This window comes from Streptomyces sp. NPDC127197, assembly GCF_042672405.1.
GTDB lineage: Bacteria > Actinomycetota > Actinomycetes > Streptomycetales > Streptomycetaceae > Streptomyces > Streptomyces flavusporus.
Map to the genome: position 1 here is coordinate 109,187 of NZ_JBHXVG010000017.1, position 25,984 is coordinate 135,170.

Annotated in this window: 23 protein-coding genes; 13 read left to right on the plus strand and 10 right to left on the minus strand. The window is 71.6% G+C overall.

The window, feature by feature from the left end:
- Window positions 1–30 precede the first annotated feature (30 nt).
- Window positions 31–4,518, plus strand: coding sequence for a CHAT domain-containing protein (locus ACFVJQ_RS25490; RefSeq protein ID WP_385787181.1), 4,488 nt, complete (start codon window positions 31–33; stop codon window positions 4,516–4,518).
- A 55-nt stretch (window positions 4,519–4,573) separates the two neighbouring features.
- Entirely contained in the window at window positions 4,574–4,936 is a 363-nt protein-coding gene (locus ACFVJQ_RS25495) for a DUF952 domain-containing protein (protein WP_224737292.1), read from the plus strand.
- Window positions 4,937–4,966: 30 nt separating this feature from the next.
- Here the strand turns inward: ACFVJQ_RS25495 and ACFVJQ_RS25500 are convergent, their stop codons facing one another.
- Entirely contained in the window at window positions 4,967–6,508 is a 1,542-nt protein-coding gene (locus ACFVJQ_RS25500) for a DEAD/DEAH box helicase (RefSeq protein ID WP_385787184.1), read from the minus strand.
- 203 nt (window positions 6,509–6,711) lie between these two features.
- Window positions 6,712–6,915, minus strand: coding sequence for a cold-shock protein (locus tag ACFVJQ_RS25505; RefSeq protein WP_129798962.1), 204 nt, complete (start codon window positions 6,913–6,915; stop codon window positions 6,712–6,714).
- A 571-nt stretch (window positions 6,916–7,486) separates the two neighbouring features.
- On the opposite strand from ACFVJQ_RS25505, the gene ACFVJQ_RS25510 reads away from it, so the two are divergent.
- The 3 genes from ACFVJQ_RS25510 to ACFVJQ_RS25520 all read left to right on the plus strand — a co-directional run bounded on the left by ACFVJQ_RS25510 (window position 7,487) and on the right by ACFVJQ_RS25520 (window position 8,760).
- Window positions 7,487–7,843, plus strand: a complete 357-nt coding sequence (locus ACFVJQ_RS25510; protein WP_385511697.1) for a MerR family transcriptional regulator — start codon at window positions 7,487–7,489, stop codon at window positions 7,841–7,843.
- 250 nt (window positions 7,844–8,093) lie between these two features.
- On the plus strand, window positions 8,094–8,297 hold the full coding sequence (locus ACFVJQ_RS25515) for a cold-shock protein (protein ID WP_010986199.1): 204 nt from the start codon (window positions 8,094–8,096) through the stop codon (window positions 8,295–8,297).
- Between the two features lie 169 nt (window positions 8,298–8,466).
- Entirely contained in the window at window positions 8,467–8,760 is a 294-nt protein-coding gene (locus tag ACFVJQ_RS25520; protein WP_224735129.1) for an SCO5918 family protein, read from the plus strand.
- A gap of 64 nt (window positions 8,761–8,824) precedes the next feature.
- On the opposite strand, the gene ACFVJQ_RS25525 is transcribed toward ACFVJQ_RS25520, so the two are convergent.
- Window positions 8,825–9,871 carry a CU044_5270 family protein gene (locus ACFVJQ_RS25525; protein ID WP_385787188.1) on the minus strand — a complete coding sequence of 349 codons (1,047 nt, stop codon included), beginning with the start codon at window positions 9,869–9,871 and terminating at the stop codon, window positions 8,825–8,827.
- The gene (locus ACFVJQ_RS25530; RefSeq protein WP_224735127.1) at window positions 9,868–10,488 is read right to left on the minus strand and encodes an RNA polymerase sigma factor; all 621 of its coding nucleotides are present in this window, start codon (window positions 10,486–10,488) and stop codon (window positions 9,868–9,870) included. Before ACFVJQ_RS25530 ends, ACFVJQ_RS25525 begins: the two co-directional genes overlap by 4 nt.
- 198 nt (window positions 10,489–10,686) lie before the next feature.
- On the opposite strand from ACFVJQ_RS25530, the gene ACFVJQ_RS25535 reads away from it, so the two are divergent.
- The 8 genes from ACFVJQ_RS25535 to ACFVJQ_RS25570 all read left to right on the plus strand — a co-directional run bounded on the left by ACFVJQ_RS25535 (window position 10,687) and on the right by ACFVJQ_RS25570 (window position 18,246).
- Window positions 10,687–11,139, plus strand: a complete 453-nt coding sequence (locus ACFVJQ_RS25535; RefSeq protein ID WP_385511701.1) for a GntR family transcriptional regulator — start codon at window positions 10,687–10,689, stop codon at window positions 11,137–11,139.
- Window positions 11,136–12,056, plus strand: coding sequence for an ABC transporter ATP-binding protein (locus tag ACFVJQ_RS25540; protein WP_385511703.1), 921 nt, complete (start codon window positions 11,136–11,138; stop codon window positions 12,054–12,056). The genes ACFVJQ_RS25535 and ACFVJQ_RS25540 overlap by 4 nt, the downstream gene beginning before the upstream one ends.
- Complete coding sequence (locus ACFVJQ_RS25545) at window positions 12,053–13,024, plus strand: transporter (protein ID WP_385787192.1); 972 nt, start codon at window positions 12,053–12,055, stop codon at window positions 13,022–13,024. Before ACFVJQ_RS25540 ends, ACFVJQ_RS25545 begins: the two co-directional genes overlap by 4 nt.
- A gap of 71 nt (window positions 13,025–13,095) precedes the next feature.
- Window positions 13,096–13,899, plus strand: a complete 804-nt coding sequence (locus tag ACFVJQ_RS25550) for a class I SAM-dependent methyltransferase (RefSeq protein ID WP_385787195.1) — start codon at window positions 13,096–13,098, stop codon at window positions 13,897–13,899.
- Between the two features lie 17 nt (window positions 13,900–13,916).
- Window positions 13,917–15,479, plus strand: a complete 1,563-nt coding sequence (locus tag ACFVJQ_RS25555; RefSeq protein ID WP_385787198.1) for a glycosyltransferase family 39 protein — start codon at window positions 13,917–13,919, stop codon at window positions 15,477–15,479.
- Between the two features lie 51 nt (window positions 15,480–15,530).
- A complete protein-coding gene (locus ACFVJQ_RS25560; RefSeq protein ID WP_385787200.1) occupies window positions 15,531–15,977 on the plus strand; it encodes a hypothetical protein in 447 nt (148 codons plus the stop codon).
- A 10-nt stretch (window positions 15,978–15,987) separates the two neighbouring features.
- Complete coding sequence (locus ACFVJQ_RS25565) at window positions 15,988–16,935, plus strand: RNA polymerase sigma-70 factor (protein ID WP_385787203.1); 948 nt, start codon at window positions 15,988–15,990, stop codon at window positions 16,933–16,935.
- A gap of 114 nt (window positions 16,936–17,049) precedes the next feature.
- On the plus strand, window positions 17,050–18,246 hold the full coding sequence (locus ACFVJQ_RS25570) for an NAD(P)/FAD-dependent oxidoreductase (protein WP_385511712.1): 1,197 nt from the start codon (window positions 17,050–17,052) through the stop codon (window positions 18,244–18,246).
- A gap of 148 nt (window positions 18,247–18,394) precedes the next feature.
- Here ACFVJQ_RS25570 and ACFVJQ_RS25575 read toward each other — a convergent pair whose 3' ends face one another.
- The 6 genes from ACFVJQ_RS25575 to ACFVJQ_RS25600 form a co-directional block, all read right to left on the minus strand.
- Window positions 18,395–19,768, minus strand: a complete 1,374-nt coding sequence (locus tag ACFVJQ_RS25575; RefSeq protein ID WP_385787206.1) for an MFS transporter — start codon at window positions 19,766–19,768, stop codon at window positions 18,395–18,397.
- A gap of 202 nt (window positions 19,769–19,970) precedes the next feature.
- Window positions 19,971–21,215, minus strand: a complete 1,245-nt coding sequence (locus ACFVJQ_RS25580) for a VWA-like domain-containing protein (RefSeq protein WP_385511770.1) — start codon at window positions 21,213–21,215, stop codon at window positions 19,971–19,973.
- A 131-nt stretch (window positions 21,216–21,346) separates the two neighbouring features.
- Complete coding sequence (locus ACFVJQ_RS25585) at window positions 21,347–22,654, minus strand: sigma 54-interacting transcriptional regulator (RefSeq protein ID WP_385787209.1); 1,308 nt, start codon at window positions 22,652–22,654, stop codon at window positions 21,347–21,349.
- A 104-nt stretch (window positions 22,655–22,758) separates the two neighbouring features.
- Window positions 22,759–24,276, minus strand: a complete 1,518-nt coding sequence (locus ACFVJQ_RS25590; protein ID WP_385787212.1) for a hypothetical protein — start codon at window positions 24,274–24,276, stop codon at window positions 22,759–22,761.
- A gap of 89 nt (window positions 24,277–24,365) precedes the next feature.
- Complete coding sequence (locus tag ACFVJQ_RS25595) at window positions 24,366–24,629, minus strand: hypothetical protein (protein WP_385511719.1); 264 nt, start codon at window positions 24,627–24,629, stop codon at window positions 24,366–24,368.
- Between the two features lie 33 nt (window positions 24,630–24,662).
- Window positions 24,663–25,628: a CPBP family intramembrane glutamic endopeptidase gene (locus ACFVJQ_RS25600; RefSeq protein WP_385511721.1), complete on the minus strand. Its 966-nt coding sequence runs from the start codon at window positions 25,626–25,628 to the stop codon at window positions 24,663–24,665.
- Window positions 25,629–25,984 lie beyond the last annotated feature (356 nt).

Genomic DNA, 25,984 nt, shown 5'->3' on the forward strand with positions numbered 1-25,984 from the left:
TGACAGGTGGTCAGACTAATGTAAGAGGTGATGACTGAGCTTCGGGATCGAGTGGCCGCACGCCTCGTCGCAGCTCAGAACGCCCGGGATCCGGCGCCGTTGCGCACGCAGGAAGCGGTCGACGACGCGCTGGCCCTGCTGCGGGAGGCCGCGCCGCTGCCCGAGGAACCGGTCGAACTCGGCCCGGTCGCCGCCGTCTTCTGGACCTTCTGGTTCCGTCATCAGGGCCCCGAGGATCCGGAGGTACAGCAGAACCTGTTCTTCGTGCTGGGCGCCTTCGGTTTCCTGTGTCCGCGCCTGCCCGAGAGCGCGGGGCTTCCCGAGGCCCTGCGGGAGAGCTTCGACCCGGCCGACCCCTCGCACGATGCCCGGTTCGCCCACCTGGTGAGTTCGGCGCACGCCGATGCCGTGGTCAGGGCGCCGGATCCGGGGGAGCCCGAGCCGCGGGCCGCGCTGGACCGGGCGCTCGCCTGGTCGGACTCGGCGATCGAGTACGTACTGGCCGAAGACCACGCGGGGTTCGTGGAGTTGGCGTTCCACGCCCTCCAGCTCAACGTGACGCGCTTTCAGGTCACCGCCGACCCGGACGGGCTGGCCGCAGCGGCGCGATACGCCCGGGCAGTGTGCTGGGGGCTGGCCTCCGTCCCGCCCGGTTTCCTCGACCCCGCCCGGGCCCAGGAGGTCGCCGCAGTCGCCCTGAGCACCCTGATGGACGCCGCGCGGCTGCTCGGCGCGCCCCCGCTCGCCCTGGTCGAGCGGCTGGTGGCGGCGGCCCCGGACGGCGCACTCGCCCCGGAGGCGGCCGAAGGGCTGCGCCTGCTGCGCGAGTTGTACGGCAACCCCGTCACCTGGCCCGGCGAACGGGACCTGCGTGTCGGTGCGGTCATCGCCGACGCGGGCATCCGCGAGCACGACGCGGGCCGGATCGCCTGCGCCGTACGACGGTTGCGCGCGTCCCTGGCCGAGACTCCCGCCGGCCATCCGGCGCATTCCGAGGTCACTGCCGTCCTCGGTCAGGCGCTCGCGGCCCTCGGGAGGGAGTGCGGCGACGAGGAGGCGACCCGCGAGGCGGCCGAACTGCTCGATGGGATCAGTGCGGTGAGCGAGGAGGACCAGGAACTCGTCGATGCATACCTGGAGTTGCAGGAACTGGGCGGCAGTGACGATCCACGCCGCGCCGGCCCGGCGGTCGCCCGCCTCGTCGAGCAGTTCAGACAGCGCGCCGCGCGCCAGGGCGACGCCCCGGACATTCAGCTCGAAATCCTCGACCTGATGACCCGGGTCGACGACCGGACGGGCGAGATCGACCCCGACGCCATCTCCGACGAGCGGATCACCCGGTACCGCACCGCCCTTGCCGCACTCCCCGCCGACGAGCCGCAGCGTCACGCCTACGTCGCCGTACTGGCCGCGCTCACCGGGCTGCGGGGGCAGGCCTTGCGGCGGACGGCGCCGGACCGGGCGGAACTGCTCGCCGCTCAGGTCCGGCAGCTGACCGAGGAAGCGCTGGTCGGCGCGCCGGCGGACTTCCTGGCGTCGGGACTGCTGCAGCGGGGCGTTTTCGACGCCGCGCTGTCCGTTGCTCTCATGTCGGTCCCCATGGGGACCGCGTATCCCCAGGGTCTCATCGGCTCGAACGGCGAACCGGTCGACGGGGCGGACGAAGACCTGGCCAAGGACCTGGCCAGGATGACTTCGTACCTGTCCCGCATGAACGATCTTCGCCTGGACGACCCCGAGAACCTCGACGCCGACATCGAGGTCATCCGGGAGATGCTCGCGGATACGGACGAGGAAGACCCCGCTGGACGGGCAACACTGTCCGCCGCGCTCGGCAGCGCGCTCTTCGCCCGGGCGGCCGGCCGCGGCGACCCCTCCGGCCTCGAGGAGGTCGTGGAACTGCTGCGCTATGCGCGCGCGCACGCGCCGGACATGTCCGGACAGGTGGACCGGATTCTCGCCGAGGCGCTCACGACCCTGTCCATCGGCCGTTTCGACGCGGAAGGGGCGCGCGAGGCCGCGGCGCTCCTCGCCTCGTCGGCGGCCGCCCCCGGGCTGCCGACGGACGAGGAGGAGCCGGCGGACGGCTATCCGGTGCTCACCGACACCGACCGGGCGCTGCTGGCGGCCCGCACCGAGCTCCACAACGCCCTGCAGAACTACCTGTTCGGCCACGAACCGGCCCAGCTCGAGCGGGCCCGGGAGGTCGCCCGGCGGATGAAGGAGCTCGCACGTGACGCACCCGCCGGGGCGGCGGGTGCCGGCCCGCACTGGTACGACCTCATGGGTGACGCCTACGCCGACCTGGTCGAGACCGTGGGACCGGCCGGCGGCCCGCGGCCCGACCTCACCGACGAGGTGGTCGACCAGTGCCGCAGGACGTTCGCCGCATGCCCCGCCGGACATCCGATGCGGCCCATGGTCACGATGACGCTCACCCGGGCGCTCATGCAGCGGGCCGTCGCGCTCCGTGGCACCGAACCGGAGCGGGCGGCACGCCTCATGGCCGAGGCCGACGATCTGAGCGACATCCTCGAGGCGGAGCTGCCGGACGGGTCCCCGATCGACCTCGTCGCGATGATGCGCACCTTCATCGACCTCATCGGCCGTGGCCGCCTCCCCGAGGTGTCCTCCTCGGACACTCCGTCCCCCCGGACACCGCAGACCCCGGAACATCAGGCATTTTCCCAGGCGAACCCGCTCGCGTCCTTGATGGCGCCCATGCTGGCCCGCCTGTCCGGCGTCGCGGACCCCGGCGCGTGGCGCGACCCCGCGATCCCGGTGTGGATGCGGGCCAGCGGTGAGATCGGCGCCGCGGCCGGCGCGCTGGGCAGGCCGCAGCCCCGTATCGACCTGGCCCTGTCCCACCTCGAAGCGGCCGTCGAGGCCATGGCGGACGTCACCGACCGGGGCAGCGACCAGCAGTCCGCCGAGCACGGCCTGGTGACGTTCGAAGGGGACATCCGGGCGGTCGTCGAGCTGGTCCTCATGCAGCTCCTCGGCCGCGAGGGCGCCGCCCGGCTGTCCGCCCGGCTGGACGGGGTGATGGAGAGCATCGAGGCGGCCGCGGCGGAGCAGCGCGTGCCCGAGCTGCCCGATTTCGGTGCCCTCTTCCGCACCGTCGAAGGCCCCGACGTGGACCGCGCCGCCGAACTGCTCGAACGCGGCCGCGGCCTGCTGCTGGCCCGGCGGATCGAGGCCCGCGCGGACATCGGCGACCTGCGGTCGGCGCACCCCGCGCTGGCGGCCGAGTTCGAGCGGTTGACCGACCAGCTCGCCGACGAGCCCGAGGTGCCCGATCCCGCGCCCCCCGGGCACGCCGAGTGGGCCCGGCTGGCCCGGCTCCGCGCCTCCCGCGAGCTCGACGAACTGGTCGAGCGGATCCGTACCCAGCCGGGCTTCGACGGCTTCCTGCGCCCGCTCACCGCCGAGGAGTTGCGCACACTCGCGGCCGACGGCCCCGTCGTCGTCCTCAACCACGGCAAAAGCTTCTGCCTCGCCCTCGTCGTCACCCACCGGTCGATCACCGCCCTCCACCTCGAACCCGGGGCCGACAAGATCGCCGACGCGGCCCGGCGGCTGCGGGACGCCGTCGATGCCATCAACGCGCACGGCAGGTCGAGACCGTCCCCGGCGCAGCTCGTCGCCGCCGGGGCCACCGTCCGCGAGACGCTGGCATGGACGTGGCACAAGATCGTGCGGCCGGTGCTGGAGCTGGTCGGAGCGGCGGACCCCGTTCCCCGCCAGGGAGTGTGGCCGCGGATGTGGTGGGTCCCGACCGGTGCCTTCAGCGCCCTGCCGCTGCACGCGGCCCAGTGCACCTCGCGCGACTGCGAACTCGACGGCTGCGGCGCCGCACTCGACGCCGTGGTGTCGTCGTACGTTCCCGGTCTGCAGACCCTGGCCTACGCCCGCACCAGGGCCAGGGACCGCGACAGCGCCGACCACGGTGGTGCCCTGCTGGTCGCCGCGCCGGAGGACGAGCTGCCCGGCGTCGCCGCGGCGGCCGGCTACGCGGCGGAACTCCTCGGTGCGCGCGAGCCGTTGGTGGGTGCCGCGGCGACCCGTGAGGCCGTGCTGGCCGAGCTCGGCAGCACCTCGTGGGCGCACTTCGGCTGCCACGCGGCCACCGACCCGGCGGAACCCTCCGGCGCGCTGCTCCATCTGCCGAGCGGCGAGACCGTGTCCGTCCTCGAGATCTGCCGGGCCCGGCCGCGGTCGGCGCAGCTCGCCTTCCTCGCGGCCTGCGGCACCGCACGCACGGCGGAGCGGCTGACGGACGAGGCCATCCACATCACCAGCTCGTTCCTCCTCGCCGGTTTCCCCACGGCGGTCGGCACCCTCTGGGAGATCGACAGCGCGCACGCCGACCACGTCACCCGCGATTTCTACCGCCGTATGACAGGCGACGGCGCCGCCACCGCCGCCCACGCCCTGCACGACACCGTCCGACAGCTACGACGCCGCATACCCGACCGTCCGCACATCTGGGCGGCGTACGTCCACGCGGGGACGTAGCTGCGGCGATGTGGTCCACGGGGAGACCGTGCACCTGCTGCTGTATAACCGGATCATGATTTATCACGTCGTGTCGCGTGACGAGTGGAACGCCGATCCCGACCGGCCGTACACACCCGCTTCCCTCGCCGAGGACGGTTTCGTCCACTGCTCTCCCGACGAGGAGACCACGCTCACCGTCGTCAACGCGTTCTACCGCACCAGCCCCCGGCCCCTGCTGGCGCTGGTCATCGACGAGGACCGGCTCACCGCGAACTGCGAGTGGGAGGCGGCCGCTCCTGCTCCGCCTCCCGGGGTCGCCGAGAGCACCTTGTTCCCGCATGTGTTCGGCCCCGTCGACCGCGACGCCGTCGAGCGCGTGCTCGAGGTCCGCTGGGACGACGAAGGCCGGGCCACGGGGCTGGTGGACGCCGACTGACGGACCGCTCTGAAGTCGGGTGCGACGGCTCTACGCCGCCGGGTCGAGCGAGGACTGCCGCCGCGCCCTGCGGCGGGGCGTTTCGCCGGCGGGCCGCCCCTGAGCCGTGCGGCCGCGGCGGCCACGGGACGAGGAAGATGAAGCAGATGAAGCAGATGATGAAGACCTGGAAGACGCAGCGCGGCGGGGACGTTCCGCCACGGGCGCGGTGATCACGACGGGGACACCGGAAGGCGCCTGAGCCCCGGTGATACGGCTCAGCTCCGCCTCACCCGAACGTACCGACGCGATCCGCGGGGTGATGCCGGCCGCGGCCATCAGCCGGGTCATGCCGCGGCGCTGGTCGGGGGTCACGAGCGTGACGACACTGCCGGACTCGCCCGCGCGGGCCGTACGACCGCCCCGGTGCAGGTAGTCCTTGTGGTCGGTGGGCGGGTCCACATTGACGACCAGGTCGAGGTTGTCGACGTGGATGCCGCGCGCGGCGACATTGGTCGCCACCAGTACCGTCACATCCCCGCTCTTGAACTGGGCGAGGGTCCGCGTGCGCTGCGGCTGGGACCTGCCGCCGTGCAGGGCCGCGGCGCGGACGCCGCTCTTCAGCAGGTGCTTGGTCAGCCGGTCCACCGCGTGCTTGGTGTCCAGGAACATGATCACCCGGCCGTCTCGCGCCGCGATCTCGGTGGTCGTCCGCTGCTTGTCCGTGTCGTGTACGTGGAGCAGGTGGTGTTCCATCGTGGTGACCGCGCCTGCGGACGGATCGACGGAGTGGACCACCGGGTCGGTCAGGTAGCGGCGGACCAGCAGGTCGACGTTGCGGTCCAGGGTGGCCGAGAAGAGCATCCGCTGTCCGTCCGGGCGCACCTGGTCGAGCAGCGCGGTGACCTGGGGCATGAACCCCATGTCGGCCATCTGGTCGGCCTCGTCGAGGACGGTGATGCGGACGTCGTCCAACCGGCAGTCGCCCCGGTCGATGAGGTCCTTGAGCCGTCCCGGCGTCGCGACGACGACCTCCGCCCCGGTCCGCAGCGCAGCGGCCTGCTTGCCGATCGACATCCCGCCGACCACGGTGGCCGCCCGCAGCTTCACAGCGCGGGCGTACGGGGTGAGCGCGTCGGTGACCTGCTGGGCAAGCTCGCGGGTGGGTACGAGGACGAGGGCGAGCGGCTGTCGTGGCTCGGCGCGCCGACCCGCCGTACGGGCCAGCGCCGCGAGACCGAAGGCGAGGGTCTTGCCCGAACCGGTGCGGCCACGGCCGAGTACGTCACGACCGGCCAGGGAGTTCGGCAGGGTCGCCGCCTGGATCGGGAACGGTACGGTCACGCCCTCATGGCCCAGCGCGGCCAGCAACGGCGCCGGCAGGGCGAGATCGGCGAACGACTCGACGGCGGGCAACGCGGGCGTCGTCGTCACCGGCAGCGCGAAGTCGCCCTGGGGCGCGGACTGTCGAACTCCGTAGCCCTTGGAGCTTTTGGAACGGCGCGAGGCGCCGGAGGAGCGGTTGGAGGCGGAGCGGTTGGAGGCGGAGCCACCGAAGCGGTCGTATGTGCGCTTTGTGCGGGCACGGCTCATGCGGAACCTTCACACTTTCCTTGATGCGGCACGTATCAAGGAAATCGCGCAGTCATGGAACAGCGCCGAGAATCGCGAGAACGAGCCGAAGACGATGGGGGGCGAACCGAGAATCCTCTTCTGCGGCGCCCTGAAACATAGCGAGCTGGGGCCCGCACCCCAAGGTGCGGGCCCCAGCTACGAAGTAAGCGTCAGTTCTGGTGTCAGGCGGGAACGATGTTCTCGGCCGTCGGGCCCTTCTGGCCCTGCGCGACGTCGAACGTCACCTTCTGGCCTTCCTGCAGCTCGCGGAAGCCCTGGGTGGCGATGTTCGAGTAGTGGGCGAAGACGTCGGCGCCGCCGCCGTCCTGCGCGATGAAGCCGAATCCCTTTTCCGCGTTGAACCACTTCACGGTACCGGTAGCCATTTTTTCTCCTTCGGGACGGTGTTCGGAGTTCGCCCTGTGCGGACTCCGGTCGCCGTAATGATCGACCCGTCGGAAAAACCTTCTGGCAACCACAACTGCAACTGATATGGACAGTACCACGGCGTCATCCTCCGGCGCGGAAAATAAATCCGCCCCGGTCTGTCGGCCGGGGAATATTCCTCGCACGCCGCGTCGATTTCTCACTTCACGACCACAGGTATTCCTCCGCCGGTCGGCGCCGTTGCGGGCAGGCGCCTGACGGTCACAGCGCCCTGACCTCCTCCGATGGGCCCGCGTTCGGCTGCCGTCGGCGCCGGCGGATGAGGGGTCGGGGAACACGCCGAGGCTCGTGCTGTGATGAAGGTCACATCCATGGATGCGTGCGGGGAGGAGCGGGGTCCTGGTCGCCGTGGGTCACGAGGGCGGTGTCGTCACAGTGGCTGCGCGTGCCCGGCCGAGGACATCTGTGCCCGCGACGACAGGAATTCCGCATGGGCGACTAGAGTTCCCCTACGGGGAACCCGCTCCCCTGATGCGGGCCGCGACTTCGGTGGTCCGCAGGAAGGCGCCTATGCCCTCGCAAGACCGGCCGCACACCGCCCACCGGCTGGAAGACGACCACCACCCGGCGTACACCATGGGTCGTGCCGCCGAGGTGATCGGTGCCACGCCAGGTTTCCTGCGGGCCCTCGGCGAGGCAGGACTGATCACGCCGACGAGGTCGGAGGGCGGCCACCGCCGCTACTCCCGCCACCAGCTGCGCCTCGCCGCCCGCGCCCGCGAGATGGTCGACCAGGGGACCCCGATCGAGGCCGCCTGCCGGATCATCGGTCTCGAGGACCGGCTGGAGGAGGCCCTGCGCGCCAACAAGGAACTGCGACGCCCGGAAGGCCGTCCGGACGAGGGGCCCGACGGCGGCGGCGAGTGAAAATCTGACAGCGCCGGAGCAGAAATTCGACCGGTACTGGAAGAGGCTTTTCCCTGCATCCAGCCGCCGTATTCCGGGATTTTCTCCCCCTTCCTTCTCGCTTCCTTGTCGTCGATTCCTTCCGTGCTAGACTCGACGTGAATTGCAGTTGTGGTTGCCGTTTTTCGGGATTCCCGGGCCAGGTGATCATGGCAGCGATGTAGGGAGCCCGCGAGGTGCGGGCCTCCAGCACTGCCTCAGGAGAATTGACATGGCCACCGGTACCGTGAAGTGGTTCAACGCGGAAAAGGGCTTCGGTTTCATCGAGCAGGACGGCGGCGGCGCCGACGTCTTCGCCCACTACTCGAACATCGCCACCCAGGGCTTCCGCGAGCTGCAGGAAGGCCAGAAGGTGACCTTCGACGTGACGCAGGGCCAGAAGGGCCCGCAGGCGGAGAACATCGTTCCCGCCTGATACCCGCGTCCGAACGCGTCTGAATTTCGTACACGCGTACGCCGGAAAAGGGGCCCGCACCTTGGGTGCGGGCCCCTTTTCCGTTTCCCGGACCCGGATCCTCCGAAGACACCCTCCGCTGTCCCACCCCATCCCGCCATCCGCCATCCCGAACTCCTGGTGAGGCACCATGCGCTGTGTGATCGCCCGTTACCCCTTCGACCTCTTCAAGAGCGAGGTGGAGACATCGATGGAGAGCGTTCGCCCCGAGCCCGTCACCGCGGTCTGCGTCGACATCGGCGGCCGCGTGTATCCGGTCAAGCAGGTGGGCGAGGTGATCACGGGCCAGGACCGCCGTGACTTCACCGTCGGGGAGATGACCCGGGCCCTGACCCGTCTCGGCTTCACCTGCCACGCCGCGCCCCCGCAACTCCCGTCCGCCGTCGCCCCGGCGTACGGACCGCCCGCCCAGTGGGGCGACTGACGAACCCGGCACCACCGCCGTCGAGCCGCCCCCGCACGGGACGGCTCCCCCGGCGTGGGGCGGGTCAGCTGCCGGTCTTGGCGGGTGCCTTGCCGTGCTGGTCGACGACCGTGCGCTTCATGATCGCGCTGGTCCCGAACAGTGTGTCGGAAGTGATCCCCTTGGCCTCGTCATGGGTGATGTACGCGCGCGAGCCGAGGAAGGCGAGGGTGTCCTTGTCGAAGATCCATTCGTAACGGGTCGCGGAGGAGGCGTCCTCGCGGGTGATGGCGATGCCGTGCCGGCCGGCGGCGTCGACGGCGTCGGGGATCTCCTGCACGCCGGGGATCTTTGCGGCTGCCCTGTAGAACGCGGAGGCGTTCGCCGGCGGCATGATCGTTTCGCTCACCAGGTCGCCGATCATGGTGAAGACGGCCTGCTCCTTCGACTCGCCCTCCTCCACCCTGGTCTGGGTGTAGAGCAGGTCGAGCAGCGCGTCGGGGTCGGTGGGCAGCGAGGCCAGCCACTTGTACGTGGGGTGGTCGATGCCCGCCGAGACGGGAGCGGTGGACTCGATGGGGCCCAGCTGACCGGGCATCACGGCATCCTTCCCGGATTCGCGGATCCACCCGGTCTTCGTGACCGGCCCGGGGTTCTGCGACATCCAGACCTCCCGCTTGTGCACGGCGCCGAGCCGTACGGGACCCTCGAAGGTGCCCTTGTTCTCGCGGACCAGGCTCTCGACGTACACGAACTGTCCGTCCTTCACCGGTGCCTCGTCGGTTGCCATGGCGGCGACGGCGATCCGGTTGAGGGTGGCGGAGGCGCTGTTGGCGTCGGCGGCTCGGGTCGCGGGAGCGGAGGTGTCGTCACCGCCGGAGAATGTGACGACCAGCGCCCCGGCCAGTGCCATCGACGCGAGGGGCAACAGCACCACTCCACGCGCCAGTCGGCGGCGTGGCGTCGGGCGCGCCTGGGTGGAAGGGGTGCGGTCGTGGTCGATCTGCTGCATCAGAACGTCCTTGTAGTGGAGGTGTCTGCTCCGCGGGAGGTCCCATTCGGCCGGAGCCGACAGCAACTCCTCGGCCTCACTCCGGCCGGAACCGGGGAGCGGCGGATTGTTGTTGTTCATCCGGTTTCCTCCTGCAGAAACGTGGCCGCGAACGCGGCCTCACTCTCCTTCTCTCCGCGAGGGCCCCGCGGTTCCGCCTGTGCGCGGTCGAGTTGACCGGAGCTCATCCGGGCCAGCCGCGCCCGGGCGCGCGACAGCCGCGACCGCACGGTGCCGACCGGGATGCCGAGCGCATCGGCGGCCTGCTGGTAGTCCAGCCCGGCCGACACGCACAGCGCGAACACCTCCCGGTCCTGGCGGCGCAGCCGGCCCAGCGCCTCGTGAACCACCGCGAGACGGCGGGCGTCGTCGATCCGGCCGGCCGTCTCGTCCGCGAAGTCCTCGACGGGACGCGGTTCCGGGCTGCGGGCCAGGAAGGCGAGCCGTCGGCGCAGACCACGGTTGGCGTTGTGCGCCTTGTGCGTGGCGATGCCGAGCAGCCAGGGCTTGAGCGAACCGCCCTCCGGCTCCACCGTCTCCCGGGTACGCCAGGCGGCGAGGAAGGTCTCGGACATGGCCTCCTCCGCCTCCGACCAGTTGCCGGTCAGGCGCAGAGCATGGTTGTAGACCGCCCTCGCGTGCTCGTCGTACAGGTCGGCGAACGCCGCACGGTCCCCTGCCCGTATGCGTGCACGCATCGACTCCGCTGGTTCTGTCTGCCTCACACTCTGTACGCTCCGCCGTCCCACCCGGGTTCCTATGGCCTGCGCCACACCACGACGTTCGGGCCGGCGCCGCAACGGCGATCGACACCGCCGCCGACACACTCACGTTGACATCCCTGCAACCCCTCCACCATGCTTGTGTTAATTCATTAATGGAAGCCCACTGAAACCGTGGAAGGTGACGTGGTCGAGTACCGGATCGACCGTGGCAGCGGCGTACCCGCCTACGTGCAGATCGTCGAGCAGACCGAACGGGCGCTCCGGATGGGCACGTTGAAGGTCGGGGACAAGCTGCCCACGGCGAGGGAGGTGGTGGCGGCGACCGCCGTCAACCCCAACACCGTGCTGCGGGCCTACCGCGACATGGAGCAGGCCGGCCTGGTCGAACTGCGCCGTGGGCTCGGGACCTTCGTGACGCGGTCGCTCGTGCGGCCCGCAGCGGAGGACGACTCGCCCCTGCGCACGGACCTCACCGACTGGACGGCACGCGCGCGTGCGGCGGGACTGGAACGGGCCGACATCCTCGCCATGGTCACCGCCGCCCTGGACGCCCACGACAAAGAGCAACACGAGCAACACCAGCACACCCCGGGCGACCGGGAGCGCAAAGAGGAGGACGCATGACCGGGCCTGACGCGCCGGCCGCGCTGCGCGCCACGGGACTCGGGTTCCGGTACCGGGCGCGGAGCGGCTGGGCCCTGCGGGACTGCGAGTTCACCGTGCCCAGCGGACGTATCACCGCCCTCGTCGGACGCAACGGCGCCGGCAAGAGCACCCTGCTGCACCTGGCCGGCGGGCTGCTGCACGCCGGCTCCGGAGAGATACGCGTACTGGACGCCGTACCGGGCACATCCGAGGCCCGCGCCCGGGTCGCGCTGCTCACCCAGGACAAGCCGCTCTACCCCCGCTTCACCGTGGCGGACACCCTGCGGATGGGCGAGAAGCTGAACTCCTCGTGGGACCGGGCGGCCGCCGAGCGGACCGTCGACGAGGGCGGCATCCCGCTCACCGCCCGTGTCGGCGAGCTGTCCCCCGGACAGCGCACCCGTGTCGCACTCGCCCTGGCGCTCGGCAAGCGGCCCGAACTGCTGCTGCTCGACGAGCCGATGGCCGACCTCGACCCCGTGGCGCGAGGCGAGATCATGGCGGCGCTGATGGCGGAGGCCGCCGACCGCGGCATGAGCATCGTGCTGTCCTCGCACGTCCTGCCCGAACTGGAGCAGACCTGCGACTGGGTGCTGCTGCTGCGCAACGGCCGCATCGAGCTGAGCGAGGACGCCGACGCGCTGCGCGAGAGCCACGTCATCCTCACCGGACAGGCCGACCAGGCCGACACCCTGGCCGGACGCCACACCGTCGTCCACCGCCGGACCGCCGGCAGACAGCTGACCGCCCTCGTACGGCAGCACGGACCGCTGCACGGCGACTGGCACGTCGAGCGGCCCAGGCTGGAGGACATCCTGGTCGGCCACCTCCAGGCCGATGACGCCGATGACATGGTGCGTCCCGCCCCCGCCGAGCGGACGGAGGCGGCGGCATGAACAGCTCCCTCCGGAACGGCTCCCTCTGGCTCGCGTGGCGCCAGCAGCGGGTGCTGGTCGGCGTCGGCGCGGCCGTCCTGGCCGTCGCCGCGGCGATCGCCGCGTACTACCGCTCGGGCATGCTGGACGCCCTGCGCAGCGGGCTGTTCGACCACTGCGACCCCGGCCCCGTCTCCTGCACGCGTTCCGACACCGGTGTGCCCCTGCTGCTGGACATCGAGCCGCTGCAGTACCTCGGGGCGCTGAACATCGCCCTGCCCGTCGTCATCGGCGTCTTCTGGGGCGCCCCGCTGCTGGGCCGCGACCGGGAACTGGGCACGCACCGCATGGTTCTGACCCAGGGTGTGAGCCGCGGCCAGTGGTTCGCCTCCCGGTTCGCCCTGGCCGCGGCGTCCGCGGTGACCCTCTCCGGTCTGCTCGCGGGAGTGTTCGCGTGGTGGTGGCGACCGGCCGCCGACCGGAGCTACGGCCTGTTCTGGTACGAGACCACGGCCCTGAGCGGCTCAGGCCCGCGGGTCGTAGCAGCCGCCCTGTTCGGCCTGGCGACCGGCACACTGCTGGGTCTGCTGGCCCGCCGGGTCCTGGCGGCGATGGGCCTGACCCTCCTGGTCACCGGGGCGATGACACTCGTACTGGAATGGACGCACAAGACGCGCCTCCTGATCCCGCCGCACACCTACACCAGCGCCGGCAGCGTCCCCAAACCGCCCATGGGCGAGAAGTGGTCGGCCGGCAACTACGGCCTGATCACCGCCTCCGGCCGCCGCGACGACGTGATGAACTGCCCCTTCCCGTCAGGTGCCCAGCTCAAGGAGTGCATGGACCGGCACGGGTACGTCGCCCGCTTCTACGAGGCCAACCCGGCCGGCGACTACTGGACCGTCCAGTGGATCGACACCGCCGCCCTCGGCGGCCTCGCCCTCCTGCTCACGGCCGTCACCGTGCTGCTCCTGCGCCGCCGCATCTGACCGCGCCGAACCAACGCATCCGCCCTTCAGCCCCGCACCCGGGGTCCCCTTTGTACGGAGGTCGCTTCACCATGCCCGCAGACGCCAAGTCACCGAAGAAACTCCGCAACAACCGCGCCGCCCTCACCCACAAGATCGGCTACGCCCTGCGCCACCCCGGCCGCGTCACCCCGTACCTCCGCCGGGCCGGCCGGGACGCCTGGCTGCGCCTGAAGCACCCCGACCACGTCGGCTACTACCGGGCCGTGATGGCCTCGGACACCCGCCGCAACCCGGAGGCCGCGGTCGGCAGTCAGACCCACGAACGCTGGCTGGCACTCGGGCAGATGCAGTTCGACTACCTCATCGAGCACGGGCTGCGCCCCGAACACCGCATGCTCGACATCGGCTGTGGCAACCTGCGCGGCGGCTGGCGCTTCATCGAACACCTCGACACCGGCAACTACTACGGCATCGACATCTCGCCCGACATCCTGATCGCCGCCAAGAAGACGCTCGTCGAGCGCAGCCTCCAGGACAAGCTGCCGCATCTGACCATCACGGGCGACCTCACCCTGGACTTCCTGCCCGGCGACCACTTCGACGTCATCCACGCGCACAGCGTCTTCTCCCACTCGCCGCTGCACGTCATCGAGGAATGCCTCGCCCACGTCGGCCGTGTGCTGACCGACACCGGGTTCTTCGACTTCACCTTCGACCGCACCGAGGGCGCCGAACACCAGGTGCTGCGCGAGGACTTCTACTACCGCACCGAGACCCTCCTGGCCCTGGCCCGCAAACACGGCCTGCACGCGCGCTTCATGGAGGACTGGGAGCAGCGCCCGCACGGCCAGTCGAAGATACGTGTCAGCCGCTCAGCCCTGCCCACCACCTGAGACGGCCGGGATCCGACATGCCGTCCCCCACAGTGCACCCGGGCACCCTGCTCGATCCGCCCGCCGTCACCACGCCCCGGCCACCCGTCGTCCCGCGCCCGCCCGTGCCGCCGGCCACCCCACGGCCCGGTCCGAGCCGCGCACTCACGGCAGCCGTGCCCGCGGGCCTCGTGATCGCCCTGGGCCTGTGGGGGATCACCCGCCAGGACAGCATGTGGCGCGACGAGGCCGCCACCTGGCAGGTCGCCCACCGCAGCCTGCCCGAGATCTGGCAACTGCTCGGGCACGCAGACGTCGTCCACGGCCTGTACTACGCCCTCATGCACGTCATGTTCGGGGTCTTCGGCGACAGTCTCCTGACGCTGCGGCTGCCCTCCGTCCTCGCCATGGCCGTGGCGGCCTCCCTCACCGCCGACCTCGGTGCCCAGCTCGCGGGCCGATGGAGCGGGCTCGGCGCGGGGCTCGCCTTCGCGCTGCTGCCCACCCTCCAGACGTACGCACAAGAAGGCCGCCCCTACGCGATGGTGACCGCCACCGTCGCGCTCGCCACCTGGCTGCTGGTGGCCGCCATGCACCGTCCGCGCACCCGCACCTGGAGCGCATACGCACTCGTCGTCCTGCTCGGTGCGCTGCTCAACTGGTTCTCCCTGCTCGCGCTGCCCGCCCACGCCGTCACGCTCGCCCTCGCCCGGCCCCACCGCACCATCCGGGTGCGCTGGCTCCTCGCCGCAAGCACCGCCGTACTCGGCGCCCTGCCCCTCGTCCTGACCAGCCGGGGCCAGTCCAGGCAGGTCTCCTGGATACAGCCCACCACCCCCGGCACGATGTACGCCGTCGCAGCCACCATCCTTGCGGCCGGCGGATGCGCACTCCTGCGCCGCGCACAAAAACCCGCCGGGGGGCGACTGAGCCTGGCCACTGTGGCCGTCCCGCTGTGCGCCGTCCCGCAGTTGATGCTCCTCGCCGTCTCGCTCACCTGGCAGCCCCTCTACGTCGGCCGCTACGTACTGTTCGCCCACATCGGACTCGCCCTCCTCTTCGGGGCGGTGCTCGCCACACTCGCCATCCGCCTGCCCACCCACCCCGGAGTTCCGCTCGCCGCCGTCACGGCACTCGCGTTCCTCGCCCTGCTCCCCGTGGAACAGCACGTACGCAGCCCGCACAGCCGCGTCGACGACGTACTGGCTGCGGCCACCCTGGTGGACGCGGCGCGTGGACAGGGCGCCGCGGTGGTCTTCCTTCCCTCAGCCCGACGCGACACCGCCCTGGTCACGCCGACCGCGTTCCACGGCCTGCGCGACATCGCGCTCGCCCGGAGCCCCGTCGAGTCCGCCACCCTGCACGGCATCGAAACCGACCCGGACACGACAGCCCGCGCAATGCTGCGCGAACGGCACATCATCCTCATCACCGACGCAGAGCCCCGCCCCGCCCACAACGCACGCGACCACGCCAAACAACGCGTCCTGCACGACCACTTCACCAAACGCTCCACCACGATCCGACGCGGCCGCAGCATCACCCTCTACGAACGAATCGACCGCCCCCATCACAACCAGCCTGCCGCCGACAGGCCGTAAATTGGCGCCACCCGCGCTTACGCGTCCCAAGAGCGGTGTGGAGGGGTCACCTTGGGCTGGAGCCCGCTGATCTACAAGTTCGTCGACGGCGGTGAGGAGCCCGTACTGCTGGACATGGCGTTGATACGGGCCGTTCTGGAACCTCACGATGTCGGGGACCCACAGCTCACGGTGGGCGAGGACGGGGGCCTCGGGTTCTGGGTCCGGGCTTCCGACGGCAGCGAGGCCGAGATATTCGCCGGTGGGCAGGGCATCGAGGTGCACCGCCCGCATGCCGGAGGCGTGTGGGGCATCGTCGCGGAGCTGGTCTCCCGGCTGGGAGCGGTCGTCATCGACCCGAGCAGGGGCGGGGTCGTGTGCGGGGCGGAGGAACATGCGCATCTTCCGGCGGCCATGCAGGACGATGCCACAGTGATCGAGATGACGGGTGAAGTTCTCGAGGCCGCTCTCATAGGGCAGGGCCGCAATGCAGCGGCCGTCGCGCGCGGCGAAAGCTAGGATCCGGGCCATGGCCCTGACCGTGAACGACGTGGACCGGTTCGAGGCCTCCAGGCCCCGCCTGGAGGCCATCGCCTACCGCCTCCTCGGCTCCGCGAGCGAGGCCGAGGACGCCGTGCAGGAGACGTTCCTGCGCTGGCAGGCCGCCGACGTCGACCATGTCGAGGTCCCCGAGGCCTGGTTGACGAAGGTGCTCACCAACCTGTGCCTCAATCAGCTCACTTCGGCCCGCGCGCGGCGCGAGACCTATGTGGGCCAGTGGCTGCCCGAGCCGCTGCTCGCCGGCGACCCGATGCTCGGCCCGGCCGACACCGCCGAACAGCGCGAGTCGATCTCGTACGCCGTCCTCGCCCTGCTGGAGCGCCTCTCCCCCAACGAGCGGGCGGTGTACGTGCTGCGGGAGGCCTTCGACTACCCGCACCGGGAGATCGCCGGGATGCTCGACATCACCGAGGCCGCCAGCCAGCAGATCTTCCACCGCGCCAAGAAGCACGTCGCGGACGGCAAGGCCCGCACCGACATCGACGAGGCAGCCGCCCGGCGGATCGTCGACGAGTTCCTCGCGGCCGCCACCAGCGGTGAGACCGAGCCGCTCGTGCGGCTGCTCACCCAGGACGCCATCTCGATCGGCGACGGCGGCGGAAAGGTCCCGGCGCGGGCCAAGGCGTTCGAGGGGGCCCTCGCGGTCGCGAAGTTCCTGCGGGGCCTGTTCAAGCCCAGCGAGGCCAAGCGCTCCCTGGCCGGCGGTTCGCCCGAGGTCCACTTCACGACCGCCAACGGCGACCCGGCGATCGTGGCGGTCCTCGACGGCCGGGTCATCGGCGTCATGTGCCTGGAGGTGACCGCCGAGGGCATCGCCGCGTTCCGCAACCAGGTCAACCCCGACAAGCTGGAGCGCGCGACCGAGCGGTGGGCGGCCACGGACCACGGGGAGCCCCTGCTGCGCAACGCGTTCTGAGCGCTGTGAACGCCTTCCGAGACGACATGTGACGTGCTTCACATTCCATTCCTGTCAGGAAACGGCGGGCCGCCCGGTTCAAGTGGCGAATCCGCCCGAGACAGGAGTACGGACATGCAGCACCGCATCGTCGTCCTTGGAGCCGGCTACACCGGAGTCACCGCCGCCGGGCGCCTCGCCAGGCGGCTGCACCGCGCGGACGTCGCCATCACCCTCGTCAACGCCGAGCCCGACTTCGTGGAACGCGTACGGATGCACCAGGTCGCGGTCGGCCAGGACCTCAGGCCCCGGCCCTTCAGCGAGATGTTCGCGGACACCGGCGTCGAGCTGAGGATCGCCAAGGTCACCGGCGTCGACGTCGACCGCAAGGCCGTCGCCGTCCAGGCCGCGAACGGCGTCGAGGAGCTGGAGTACGACACCCTCGTGTACGCCCTCGGCAGCGGCTGGAACGACCACGGCGTCCCCGGCGCCGCCGAGCACGCCCACGAGCTCGCTTCTCGCCCCGGAGCGCTCCGGCTGCGCGAGCGCCTGGCCCGCCTGGACGCCGGACAGCCCGTGGTCGTGGTCGGCGGCGGCCTCACCGGCCTGGAGGCCGCGACCGAGATCGCCGAGGCCCGCCCGGACCTCGACGTCGCCCTCGCCGCCCGCGCCGGACTCGGCGACTGGCTCTCGCCCAAGGGCGCCCGGCACCTGCGCAAGGTCTTCGGCAGGCTCGGCATCACGGTGCACGAGCACGCCGCGGTCACCGCCGTCGGGGCGGACCGCGTGACCACCGCCGAGGGCACGGCGATCCCGGCCGCGGTGACCGTGTGGACCACCGGCTTCGCCGTCCACCCGATCGCACGGGCCACCACCCTGGAGGTCACGGGCACCGGCCAGATCGTGGTCGACGGGACCATGCGTTCGGTCTCCCACCCGGACGTGTACGCCATCGGCGACGCGGCCATGGCGATGGGCGCCGGCGACAAGCCACTGCGCATGTCGTGCGCCTCGGGCGGCTTCACCGCATGGCAGGCGGCCGAGGCCATCGCGGCCCGCCTGACGGGCGGCAAGCTCCCGAACGTACCGCTGCGCTACTTCAACCAGTGCATCTCGCTGGGCCGCAAGGAGGGCCTGATCCAGTACGTCACCGCCGACGACCGCGCCGTCCGGGCGGCCCTGACCGGCCGCGTCGCCGCCCTCTACAAGGAACTGGTCTGCAAGGGCGCCGTCTGGGGCGCCGCCAACCCGACGATGGGCATCCCGATCCGGCGCCGCCGCGTCGTACGGCAGCCGTCCCGGGCGGGGTCGGCGGCCAGGACACCGGCCTGACCCACCCCACGAAGCGGGCGCCCGCGATACGAGGGCGCCCGCTTCGCTGTCGGGCTCACGACGCGGCGGTGTCGAGGCGCGGGTCGTAGCCCTTGTGCAGGACGACCGACCAGAGGGAGTAACTCGCCAGGTCCACCGGGGCTGAGCGTCAGGCGTCCGAGCTGCCCGCGCCGGTCGCCGCCGGGGCAACGGCCGCCGTGGCCGGGGCGCTGCTGCCGAGTCGACCGGCGAGCGGGACGAGGGCGATGGCGATCGCGCCCACCAGTCCGGCCAGGGCGAAGGTGGTGAAGCCCCAGCTCTCGTTGCCGTCCGCGGCCAGCGCTCCGATCAGCCAGGGCCCGACGACGGCGCCGGTGCGGCCGACACCGGTGACCCAGCCGAGTCCTGCGGCGCGCTCGCTGTCCCGGTAGACCGTGTTGGTGGCGGCGTACACCATGACCTGCGCGCTGAACAGCCACACACCGGTGACGGCCACCACCGCGTACGTCACGCCCAGCGGGAGATGGGCCTTGAGCAGCAGTGCGCCGGCAGCCGTCAGCACAAACCAGATCGCGGACACGCGCACCGCGCCGAACTTGTCGGCGGTGCGGCCCGCGATGAGCAGGCCGACGATGCCGCCCGCGTTGATCACGAGGAGGAAGCTGACGGAGGAGTTCAGGCCGTAGCCGGAGGCCCGCATCATCTGCGGCAGCCAGGTGCTCACGCCGTACACGAGCAGCAGGCCGCAGAAGGAGGCCACCCACAGCAGGGGGGTCGCCCAGCGCGACTCCGGGCGGAACAGAGCTCGTACGGCGGCCAGGCGGCCCGCCGCGCCGGCGGCCGGTGCTTCGACCGGGGTGGGGCGGGGCAGGCCGTAGCGGTCGGCGACGGCGTCGGCCTTGCTCCGCTCACCGCGGGCCAGCAGCACGCCCGGCGACTCCGGCAGCAGGGTCAGCAGCAGCGGCACGGCGATCACTGCCGGCAGTACGCCCGCCCAGAACACCCAGCGCCAGCCGGCGGCCGGAGCCAGCGTCAGGCCGAGCCCGGTCGCCGCCATGCCGCCGAAGTGGTACGAGGTCATCAGCAGGCCGGTGGTCAGGGCAGCCCGGCGCGGTGGTGCGAACTCCATCACCATGGCCAGGGCCAGCGGCATCAGACCGCCGAGACCGAGGCCCGCGACGAAGCGACCGGCCCCGAACAGGCCGACGCCCGGGGCCACGGCACAGAGCGCCGAGCCGACGGAGAACAGCGTCACGCTGGAGACGAGCATCAGCCGTCGGCCCAGCCAGTCGGTGAGGTTTCCGGCCGTGAGAGCGCCGATGAGCATGCCGAAGGTCGTCCAACTGCCGATGGTGCCCGCAGTGGCCGGGGTCAGCCCGAGCCCGGTGTCGTCGAGCATGTGCGGCATGACGGCACCGTAGATGTTGACGTCCATGCCGTCGAAGAACACGGCCAGCCAGCACAGGGCCAGGACAGGGAAGACGGAGCGGAACGTGTGCGGGGGACGGGGTACGGCAGACGTGGGGGAAGAGGAGGAGGTCATCTTCGTCCTTGGAGATTCGACCTTGGGCTGGGGATCGCCCTGGAACTGAAGTCGCTTGTTCGTCTGGTGAACTAAAATTCACCTCAAGCTGAGCCACGAGTCTCAGCTCGCAGCGGTCTGCTGTCAATGGTGTGTGCTCGGATCTCCTCGGCGATCCCGCCACCGTTCGTAACGGATGGGGATGCCGCGCTACTGCGCTCTCTCAGCTGATGGTGACGACCCGCGCCCAGGATGGCGGGGCGTCCGGGACGTAGTCGGGGTTCTCCTCGTCCACGGCACGGGCGGGACGGGGGAAGAGACCGACGACGGTGCGGCAGGGCGGCTGCGCGGAGGGCCACGGTGTCTGACCGTCCGTCAGGGCGACGATCACGTCCGGGTGGGGCCGGGAGCGGAGCGCTCGGGCGAAACCGGAGCGCAGATCCGTTCCCCCGCCGCCGACCAGTGCGATGTTCTCGGCGCGGCAGAGCGGGACGGCGACCCCGGCCGCCGCGTCGCAGGAGATCACCGAGACCAAGTCGCGTCGCCCGCCCACCGCCCGCGAGATCGCCGCCACCTCCAGCAGCGCGCTGCCCAGCTCGGCGTCGCTCACCGACCCGGAAGTGTCGATCACGACGCAGACCCGGGGCGGCGTACGGCGCAGGCTCGGCAGCACCACCCCGGGGACGCTCGCCGAGCGCCGGGACGGGCGCCGGTAGCTGTGGTCCTCGCCCACGCCCGGCGCGCCCGCCGCCGAGCGGACCGCCGCCCCCAGCAACTGCCGCCACGGCTGCGGCGGATGGAACGCCTCGTCCGCCCAGCGGCGCCACCCCTCCGGCGCGTCGCCCGGCCGGCCCTTGATCCCCTCGGCGACCCGGAAGCGGACCGCGTCCCGTTGCTGCCTGCTCAGCCCGTGGGCCCCGTCGGGCCCCAGCTCCCACGGCCGGTCCTGCCCGTCGGCACCACTGCCGCAGTCCAGCCAGGCCAGGTCCGCGGCGAGCCCGGACATCGACGCCGTCCGCAGGTACTCCTCCATCAGCAGCCCGTCGGGCAGCCGCAGCAGCGACGGCAGCACCGCCCCGACAGGCAGGGGCAGACCGTCACCGTAGATGTCGTCGTTGATCTCGAAGTCGGCAGCGATGTTCCGCCGCAGCCTCCCCCAGCCTTCGGACGGGGGGACCCCCCTCTCGCTGCGCTCGCCCGGCCCGTGCTCTTCGTGCTCCCGCGCATACCGCTCGCCCCGCCCGTGGTGGTCCCGGAGCAGATGGGAGACCTCGTGCACCCACACGCCCGCCAGCTCCTCCACCGGCGTGCGCGCCACGAAGCCGGGGGAGACGTAAGCGCGCCAGTGCGCGTCCACCGCCATCGTCGGCACCGACCGGTCCTCCACCACGTGCAGCGCGAAGAGCGCGGCGGCCAGGTAGGGGCGGACCTTCACCGCGTGCAGCCGGGCGGCCAGCAACTTCTCCATGTCCAGCGGGAGTCCGGGCCGGTCGTCCGGCCCGCCGGAACCGGTCGGCGGATTCGGCACGGTGGCCCGCACCGGGCGCGGTGGCGGGGGCGGGGACATGGGGCGCGGCACCGGTCGCCGCACGGCCCCCGTCATCGGCGCGCCCCCGTCGCCCGCCCGGCGTCGGCCGCCGCCGCGGCCCGCCCCACCGACCGGTCCGCCCGCCGGGCGAGACCGACCACCCCGGCCAGCCGCTCCACCGCCTCCGGCACCTCCCAGTCGTCGCGCCGCAGCGCGGCCAGCGCCGTCGCCGGGGCGACCAGCAGGTCCGGGGCGCCGGTCTCCAGCGCCCGGACCAGCACCGCCCAGCCCGCCTCCCACCGCTCCCGCTCCGGTCGCGCCCCGACGGCGGCCACCACCGCCTCCAGCGCCGCCTGACGCAGATCGCCCCGCACCGGCAGCTCGGCGGAGGCCGGATCGGCCAGCAGCGACTCCGGATCCGGCAGGTCCATCCGGTCCACATGGGCGAGGAGTTCGAGCCCCGGACCGTCCCCCACCGCGCCCCGCACCAGCAGCGCCAGCACCTCCCGGGAGACGGAGGCCGCCGTGCCGAAGGCCAGCAGGGCCAACGCGGCCTCCCAGCTCCTGGGCGAGGGCCAGGCACCACCGCGCCGCGTCTCGGTGCTCGGCAGCCGGTGGATCAGCGTCGGCCGGGCTTGAAGGAAGCCGCAGACCGCGCGCCGGGTGAAAGCCACCGCCTCCGGCAGCCGCTCCGGCACCAGCCGGGGCAGTTCCGCCCGGGGCCAGACCCCGCCCAGCCCGCGCACCACCACCTCCCGGTCGTGCACCCAGTACAGATGCACGAACCGGTTGGCCAGCGGCGGGCTCAGCTCCCACCCGTCCGCCGCCGACGCCCGCGGATTGGCGGCCGCCACGATCCGTACGCCCGGCGGCAGTTGAAGCGCACCTACCTTCCGCTCCAGGACGACCCGGAGCAGTGCGGCCTGGACGGCCGGGGTGGCGGTGGACAGTTCGTCCAGGAAGAGCAGTCCCCGCCCGGCCCGCACGAGCTCCACCGCCCACTGCGGCGGCGCCATCGGCACCCCCTGCACCGCCGGGTCGTCGCCCACGATGGGCAGTCCGGAGAAGTCGGACGGCTCGTGGACGCTGGCGATCACGGTCGTCAGCGGTAGGTCGAGGGAGGTGGCGAGCTGTGTCAGGGCCGCGGTCTTGCCGATGCCCGGCTCGCCCCAGAGCAGCACGGGCAGGTCGGCCGCGACGGCCAGGGTGAGCGCTTCGAGCTGCTCGTCGAGGCGCGGCTCGGTGGTGGTCGTCCGCAGGAGGGACAGGAGGTCGTCGGCGAGGGCGAGTTGGGTGCCGGTTCCGGAGGCGTCGGCGGGGACGGGTGCGGGCTTGTCGGCGGCCGGGACCGGGGCGGGCAGAAGGGTGCTGGAAGTCATGGTCATCACCTGGGGTGGGATAAGGGGACGGGACGGCCCGTCCCGGATGTCGTGCGGGAGTGCGGCGCGGAATGCGCGGCGCGAGCAGGGGAGTTGGGACGGGATCAGCCGAACAGGCCGGTACGGGGCCGGGCCCGGCTGGTCCGCTTGCGGCGCATCGCGAGCGGCGTACGGCGGTCGAGCCGGGGACGGCGGCCGGCCTCCGCCTGCCCCACGCCCGAGACGTTCCCGTCCCCCACCGCACCGGCACCGGGGTGCACGGCGACCAGCCCCGAGCGGAAGAGCCCGTGGTCGATACGGCGGGCCGCAGCCGACTCCAGTTCCTCCCGGAGCGGCCCGTCGCGCAGGACCGCACCGGGACCGAGCAGCCCCTCGACCACGTCCAGCGCCCCGGCGACGTCACCGTGGGCGAGCCGCTCCCGGACCGCAGGCAGCGCCTCCGGGTTGCGGTGCACCGCGTCGATCGCCCGCAGGCACGGCAGCGCCGGCCCGCCGAGCGCCACCAGCAGCTCCTCCCGGTGCAGCTGGTCCGGGTCGTGATCGATCGCCGTCAGCACCCCGTCCCGCAGCGCGATCCGGTGGACCTCGCCCCGGCACTCCACCCGGTGCGGATCGCCGGGCGCGGGGGCGGGACCGGCCACCGGGGCCGAGCCGGACGCGGCCACCGAGCCGGACGCCGCCAGTGCTGCGGCGACGAGCGGATGCAGCCGCTCGGCCGCGACCAGCCCGGCCCGCAGCAGCTCCAGATCCGGAAGGACCCGGGCCGCCGCCTCGGGCAGCACCGGAAGCGCCGCGACCTCCTGCGGCGGCAGCGCCTCCCGTAGCGGCTGGAACGTCGGGGCATGGCTGTCGTCGGGGGCGACGAGTTCGAACACGGCGCGGCTCCGCGCACCGAGCCGCACGGTGAAGGCCCCGCGAGGGCGCCCCTCGGCCCGCAACAGCACCTCCGCCTCGGCGGCCCAACGTGCCACCGCCCACGCGGAGTCATGGAGGGCAGGCCGATCGGGACGATCTGGCAGGACTGGTCGACCGGGTAGGTGGATCCGGTCGGGCGGCACCACTGGCGGTACCCCGCCCGCACCGCACCGCCGCGCCAGTTCGCCGCTCCGCCCGGAGTCCCAGAGATGCCGGTGCAGGTCGAGCCGGAAACGCCGGTCGGGATGCGGGTGCGGATGCGGATGGTGCCCGGGGGCACCGTTCCCGGACCCCTCCCACAGGGTCAGGGACATCCGCTGTCCGGCGTCCGCCCAGGTCGGCGGTGTCCGCACCACCAAGTGCAGCGGCGTGTCGCCGGAACTCCGGTAACGGGCCAGGGAGATGGTCAGACCGGGCCGGAGCCGCCCGTCGGGGGCGATCCTGGGCATGTGCCAGCGGAGCAGATCCGGCGCCAGCAGACGCAGATCTGTACGGAGGCGGGTGACGAGATCGGTGCCGTGGCGGTCGCGCACGGCGCGCAGATCGAGATCGACGTCGATCCGGGCGGCGGCGCAGGCCCCCGCCCAGTCACCGACCGCACGCCGTGCGGTCGCGGTCTCGATCATGGACGGTGGCACGGCGTACTCACGCACGCGCTGCCACATCAACAAGCGGGACGGAATCGCGTTCGCGAAGTGATGCGCCATCAGCACTCACCTTGCGCGAACGATTCCCCCAATCCATAAGAACAGAGGTTCGTCATCGTCAGCATCGTAACCACCCCGATAACGATCTGTCAGTCCCCTTTCTTCTTCGTGCGGCCCTGCCGCAGCAAGGCGGGCAGACCCACGAAACCGACCGATCCGATCACCGCGAGCTTCCACGCCCCCTTGGCGACGAGCCACCCCAACCACGGATGGGGGACCCAGCCCAGCCAGGAGAACACCGCCAGCACCATTGCCGCACCGCACACCGCTGCCGTGATCGTGGCGACGATCGCCACGCCCTTGGACAACTTCTGCTTCTCGGACGCTGTGACGTCCGTGACTTCATGGTCCATGCCTGCTCCGTTCTCAGGTGAGGTGTGGATCTTTCAAGCTGTGGTGGCCGCAGGCTCCGCCAGGCGGCGAGTGGGGACGGGGGTGGTGCGTGCGATGCGGAACCGGTGGCTCAGGCGCAGGACCACCCACGCGTACAGCGGCAGCACGATTGCCTCGGCCGCCAGCAGTGCCCAGGGGGCGTCCCCAGCGTTGGTGGTGGTATCGCTGAGCCCGTCCACGACGGTGGCGGAGAGGAGGAAGAAGAAGAGGTTGTTGACCACATGGAGGGCGATGGCCGCCTCCAGGCCACCGGTACGGATCACCAGCACGCCCAGGACGAGGCTGAACAGGACCAGGTCGGCGAAGCCCCACGGCGTGCCAAGCCCGTGGGACAGGGCGAACAGCAGACCTCCCGCGGTGATGCCGACCCAAGGGGTGCGCAGGTAGCAGCCGAAGACCTGGGGGATCCAGCCGCGGAAGACGTACTCCTCGGCGGCGGCCTGGAGTGGCACCAGCAGGACGAGCATCGCGGCGGCAGCCAGGAACGTCGGCCAGCCCACCCAGGCAGCAGACGTCGACCCGAAGGCTCCGGACCCGGACACAGCGGTGAAGACGTTTATCAGGCCGAACAGGAGCAGTGTCGCGGCCACGGCCACCCCCAGGCAGACCAGCAGCCAACGCCAGCGCAGCCGTCCGGTCACCGAAGACAGGGTGCCGACCGGTCGGCGTTGCACCAGGCGCGCGGCGAGCAGCACCGCCGGGAGCAAGAGCGCGAGCATGAGCAACCAAGCGGCGTTGTCCCACAGGGGATCGGCGAACAGCAGGTCGCCCGTGCCCAGCTCGACTCCGGCCAGCGAGGCCGCCACACCCAGCCCGAATCCCGCGTTGAGCGTAAGCAGCAACCAGCCGACCACGGCGACCAGCGTGGCCGCCAGCGGAAGCCACCAGCGGTGCAGCATGGTCCGCGCCAACCGGTGATAGGGCGTTCCGGCCGCCGGTGCATGATTGTGGGTATTCATGGATTCCACCTTGATCTCACAGGAGTATCGCTAAGACTTGACTGAGGTCTTCGTCCTTTGACGCGGACCCAAGGTCAGCAGACACGACCGTGAAGATGTCCGTCATGCCCCCAAAGCACGTGACTTGACGCGACGGTGTGCCTTTGCTAGGCGAGTGGCGGCGATCGCCTATCGCGATCGGTTTCGGGTGTCAAGCCACGTATTGCAGTGACATGACGGAGTCCCTCCGGTCGGGTTCTTTGGAGGCAGGTCTTCGCCGGGGAAATCCCCGGACAACAGGAGGCCCAAAAATATCCCGGCGTACTGCGCGGGCTGGATGGAAAATCCCTGCAATACTGAATAGAGAATTCCGATGA